Raw genomic sequence first — 4667 nt, 5'->3', positions numbered from 1 at the left:
AAGTCCCCCACTGCCTCGCTGATCGTCAAGTACACCGGCACGCGGTTGCCCGTCTGGGATCGCTGCGGAGAAGAAGTCGGGCAGAACTACCGTTGCACCGGCAGCCGCCCGACCCGGCTCTCAGCCGGCGAGGTGCGACCACTCGCCCTCCAACTCCCGCCAGGTGCCCTGGGCCGCCACCGAGCCGGCCCGCAGGACCACCACGTGGTCGGCGCGGACCAGCGCGGCGCGCTTCGCGGTGGACCCCACCACGGTCACCCCGTGCGCCCGCAGCGCCTGCCACAGCGCCAGCTCCGTCGTGACGTCGAGCGCCGACGACACATCGTCCGCGACCAACAGTTCGGTACGCGGGGCCAGCGCCCGGGCCAGGGCCAGCCGCTGAAGCTGCCCGCCGGACAGCCGGGTGCCCTTGTGCCCGATGAGCAGACCCAGTCCCCCACCGGCGGCGGCCAGATCGTGGTCGAGCTGTGCCGTACTGACCGCGCCCGCCGCGTCCACCTGATGGCCGAGCGCGATGTTGTCGGCCACCGTCCCGGAGAGCACCCGGGGCAGCTGACCGACGTAACCGACCTGGTTGGGGCGGAGGAACAGCTCGGGCTCGGTGACCGGGTCACCGTTCCACGACAGCTCGCCGGTGTGGTGGACGATGCCGGCCAGGGCCCGCAGCAGCGAGGACTTGCCCGACCCGACCGGCCCGACGACCAGCACCAACTGCCCGCGCTGGACCGTCAGGTCCACGTCGCGCACGGCGACCGTGCCGTCGGAGTGCACCACCGAGAAGCCGCGCAGCTCCAACCTGCGCAGCGGGCGGCGGGGCGGCGACGCCGGTGCCGGCGCCGTCCCGCCGGCCAGATCCACCGCCGGCACGCCCGCCGAGTACGCCCCCACGCCGGTCATCGCCACCGTCCGCTTGGTCCACACCCGCGCCGACGGCAGCTGGGAGATCAACGACGCGGTGGTCCAGGCAAACCACCGGGCCGCGCCCAGCGTGGAGACGGCCACCAGCACCGCACCGGCCGACAGGTCACCGCCCAGGTAGAGAGCCCACGCGCCGATCGGTAGCAGCCCGCTGGCCACCGACGGCGTCGAGCGGGACCACACCTGCACCGCGATCTCCCGCCGCTGCCGGTCGCTGCGCAGCACGTCGAGGTCGGCCAGGTGCCGCAGCACCGCCGATGTCGCGCCGGCGAGCTTGACCGTCCGCGCCGCGGAGAGCGCGGAGACGAGCGCGGTGGCGAAGGCTGCGCGCGCCGCCACTGTCGCCCGCGCGGCGCGCTCCAACTTCGGGCCGAACAACGTCGCGGCCAGGCCGGAGACGACCATCGTGCCGAAGAAGAACAGCCCGGGTACGACGCTGCCGGTGACCGCCGTCATGGCGACCACCAGCACCACCGCCACGGACTGGTCCAGCACGTTGTCGGCGAGCTGTACCACCCGCTCGGTGTCGCCACCCTGCGCCACCACCTCCGCCGGGGTGTGCGAGCTGACCCGGCGAGGGCCGGTCTGGCCGTGCACCAACCGCAGACCGATCCGCAGCATCTGCCGCACCCACCAGTGCGGGAACCACACGTGGGTGTAGAACGGCAGCGGCAGGGTGACCAGCAGTCCGGCCACGATGCCCAGCGCCGGCAGGTACGGGCTGCCGGTCCCGTCGACCAGGTCGGCCCACAGCCACGGCAGCAGCGGTCCGTCCAGCCCGAGCAGGCTGAGCCCGAGGAACAGCACGATTGCGGCCGCTCCGTAGCGGGGGTCGTTGGTGCAGAGCCGGATGATCTCCCGGAACGTGCGCGCCCGCGGCGTCGGTGGCAACGGCGGCGGCTCGGTACGCGCCCCCGGCACCCGCTCGCCCGCCACCTCCGCTCCGACCGGACCAGCACCACCGGCGGCGTACGCGCCGGTCGTGTTCCTGCTGGTCAGGAGGTCGGTGCCGGTCGTGTCCCGCCCGGCGTGCACGGTGTCCGGGCCGGTCAGCAGCTCCGCGCCGGCCGTGTTCGGGCCGGTCAGGAGGTCGGTGCCGCCGCCGGGGTGGAACGCCGTCGGTCCGCCCGCGTACACGGCGGCGTGACTGGTCGCCAGCAGCTCGGCGAACCGCGTCGACGACTCCAACGGACCGGCCTCGACCACCGCGCCGTCGGCGAGCACCACCACCTCGTCGCAACGGCGCACCGAGGAGAGCCGGTGCGCGATGACGATGCCGATGCGGTCGCGCAGCAGCCGTTCGGTGGCCCGCTGCACGCGCGCCTCGGTCACCGGGTCCAACCGGGCGGTGGCCTCGTCGAGGATCACGACGTGCGGCTCACGGACCAGGATCCGGGCGAACGCCACCAGTTGCTCCTGGCCGGCGGAGAGCACGTGCCCACCCTCCCCGAGTCGGGTCGCCAACCCGTCGGGCAGCTCCGCGATCCAGCTGGCCAGGCCCAGTTCGTCGAGCGCCCGGGCGGCGGCGTCGAGCAGTTCCGGGTCGTAGAGGGCGACGTTCTCGGCGAGCGTTCCGGCCAGGATCTCGGTGCGTTGCGGCACCAGCGCCACCCATCGTCGCAGCTCTTCGACGTCGAGGTCGCACAGGTCCGTACCGCCGAGGAAGACGGTGCCCGGCGGCACGTCCACCGCCCGGGTGAGCACCTTCGCCAACGTCGACTTACCCGACCCGGTACGCCCGATCAGGGCGTACGAGCGGCCCCGCGCGAAGGTGAGGCTGAGCCCCCGCAGGGCAGGACCCCGCCCGCTCTCCGGGCCGGTGACCTCGTACCCGAAGGTCAGGTCCCGGATGCGCAGGTCACCCTCGACCGGGGCGGCCCCGCCGACCGGCTCCTGCCGGGCCTTCTGGAGCAACTGCACGCGAGCCCACGCACCGAGGGCTTCCTGTAGCTCGGGCACCATCCGGCTGACATGTTCCGCGGTGGCCCCGAAGGCCAGGGCGAGCAGCCAGATGGCGGTGAGCCGGGCGGCGTCGACCCGGCCGGTGGCCAGGGCCCAGGCTCCGCCGAGCACGACCGCGCCGACGCCCACCCGGATCGTCGCGGTGGCGACCGTGGCCACCTTGGCGGAGAGCACCCAGACCCGGTGGCCGCGGGACAGCACGGTGGCGGCCCGTCGGGCGTACAGCCGCAGTACGTACGGCTGGGCCAGGCTGGTTCGTACGTCGTCCTGGCCGTGCACCGCCTCCTCCATCACGGCTGCCAGGTCCGACCAGGCCTCCTCCTCGGCCATCCGGGCCGGGCCGATCCGTGCCGTGGGCCGGCGCAGACCCACCGCGAGCACCACCGTCAGCAGCAGCATCGCGGTTCCGGCCGGCCACCACACGACGAGCGCGACGACCATCGACAGCAGTCCCACGCAGAGCCCCTGGGCGAGGCGCGAGCCCTGGTTCCGTACCGCCGACGCCACCTGGTAGACATCACCGTCGATGCGGTCCAGCAGCTCACCCACCGGCGTGGTCTCGAGGCTCGGCAGATCCTGCCCGAGCGCGACGCGGCAGAGCCGTCGACGGACGTCGGCGGACCAGTCGGCGGTCAGCCCCGCCATCAGCAGGCTCACCACCAGGTCGGTGAGCACCACGGCGGCCAACGCGGCGGCGAGGATCGTGAAGGACGTGGCCGACCGGTGTACGAGCACCGCGCCGGCGAGCGCGGACGCGCCCGCCTGACCGGCCGCACCGAGCACGATCAGGACGCCCACGAGCGTGAGGCGACGTGGCGAGGTGGCCCACAGATCACGGAGCAGGCGCATCGGAGTTCCTCCGGACGTGGGTGGCGGAACACCCAGCGTGCCGGCAGCGCCCCTGTCCTCTCAACCGATTTACCCGCCTCTGAGCAGGACATCCGCGATGCCCGGCGCGCCCGACAACGGGGACGCGAGACCCGCGCGCCCCGCATCGACGTGATCGACGCGACTTCGCCGACCTGGGGGTATCGACCGGTCCCGGATACCCCGAGTTCGGCGATCAGGAGTTGATCAACGCGCTCGATCGCGTCTTTTGGGCGTTATGTTCGATTGTGGGGCGTTCGTGGTGACCGGCTGCACCCGCCGGCCGGAATCGTGGCGGGCCGGTGGTCGTTACACATCCTGACGAGCACAGGACCACCGGCTCGTCGCACGAGCCGCCCGCCTGCGGGAATGGCCCCGGCCACCGGGTCGTTACACACGGACCGGCCGCCGAGGAACCCGCCCCGTAGGCCACCGCCCCCCGGGAATGACCCCGGCCAGCCGGTCGTTACACCTGGTCCCGGCGCCACGAGCCCCCGCTCGCAGGCCGCCGACCCCAGACTTTCCCCCTGCTTTATTGCAGCGCCCGGACGAGGTGCTGACCCCCACGTCACCCGATCCCCCGAACGGTGTCGCGTGGGTGTTTCCTACCCCCGAAGGAGCTACCCCCATGAACACGATCTTCCGCAAGAGCATGCTGTCCATCGCTGGTCTCGCGTTCGCCGGCGGCGTGTTCGCCGGCCCGATCGCCGCCCACGCCGCCACCCCGGCCGTGGACGCCAAGCCCGCCGCCGTCGCGGTGCAGACCACCGCACCCAAGCCGCAGGGCGACCAGTCGCACATCGACCTCAACGGTGAGCAGACCGGCAACGTCAAGGCCATCATCGCGGCCACGAAGAAGGCCGGCCTGCCCGAGCGGGCCGCGGTCATCTCCATCGCCACGAGCCTGCAGGAGTCCAAGC

The 4667-nt window shown here is 73.0% G+C and carries 1 protein-coding gene and 1 pseudogene; one reads left to right on the top strand and one right to left on the bottom strand.

Annotation, left to right across the window (positions count from 1 at the left end):
* Positions 1-120: 120 nt before the first annotated feature.
* Complete coding sequence (locus ABZU91_RS32675; protein WP_355249147.1) at positions 121-3729, bottom strand: ABC transporter ATP-binding protein/permease; 3609 nt, start codon at positions 3727-3729, stop codon at positions 121-123.
* A gap of 646 nt (positions 3730-4375) precedes the next feature.
* Here ABZU91_RS32675 and ABZU91_RS32670 point away from each other — a divergent pair.
* A pseudogene (locus ABZU91_RS32670) lies at positions 4376-4667 on the top strand (hypothetical protein); the annotation flags it as partial.

The organism is Micromonospora sp. NPDC005174, from assembly GCF_040608495.1.
Taxonomy (GTDB): domain Bacteria; phylum Actinomycetota; class Actinomycetes; order Mycobacteriales; family Micromonosporaceae; genus Micromonospora.
This window is presented reverse-complemented; position numbering and strand designations above follow the sequence as displayed.

Excerpts from the sequence above, each read along its gene's own strand:
- ABZU91_RS32675 (WP_355249147.1), bottom strand. The coding sequence starts at position 3,729 with ATGCGCCTGCTCCGTGATCTGTGGGCCACCTCGCCACGTCGCCTCACG.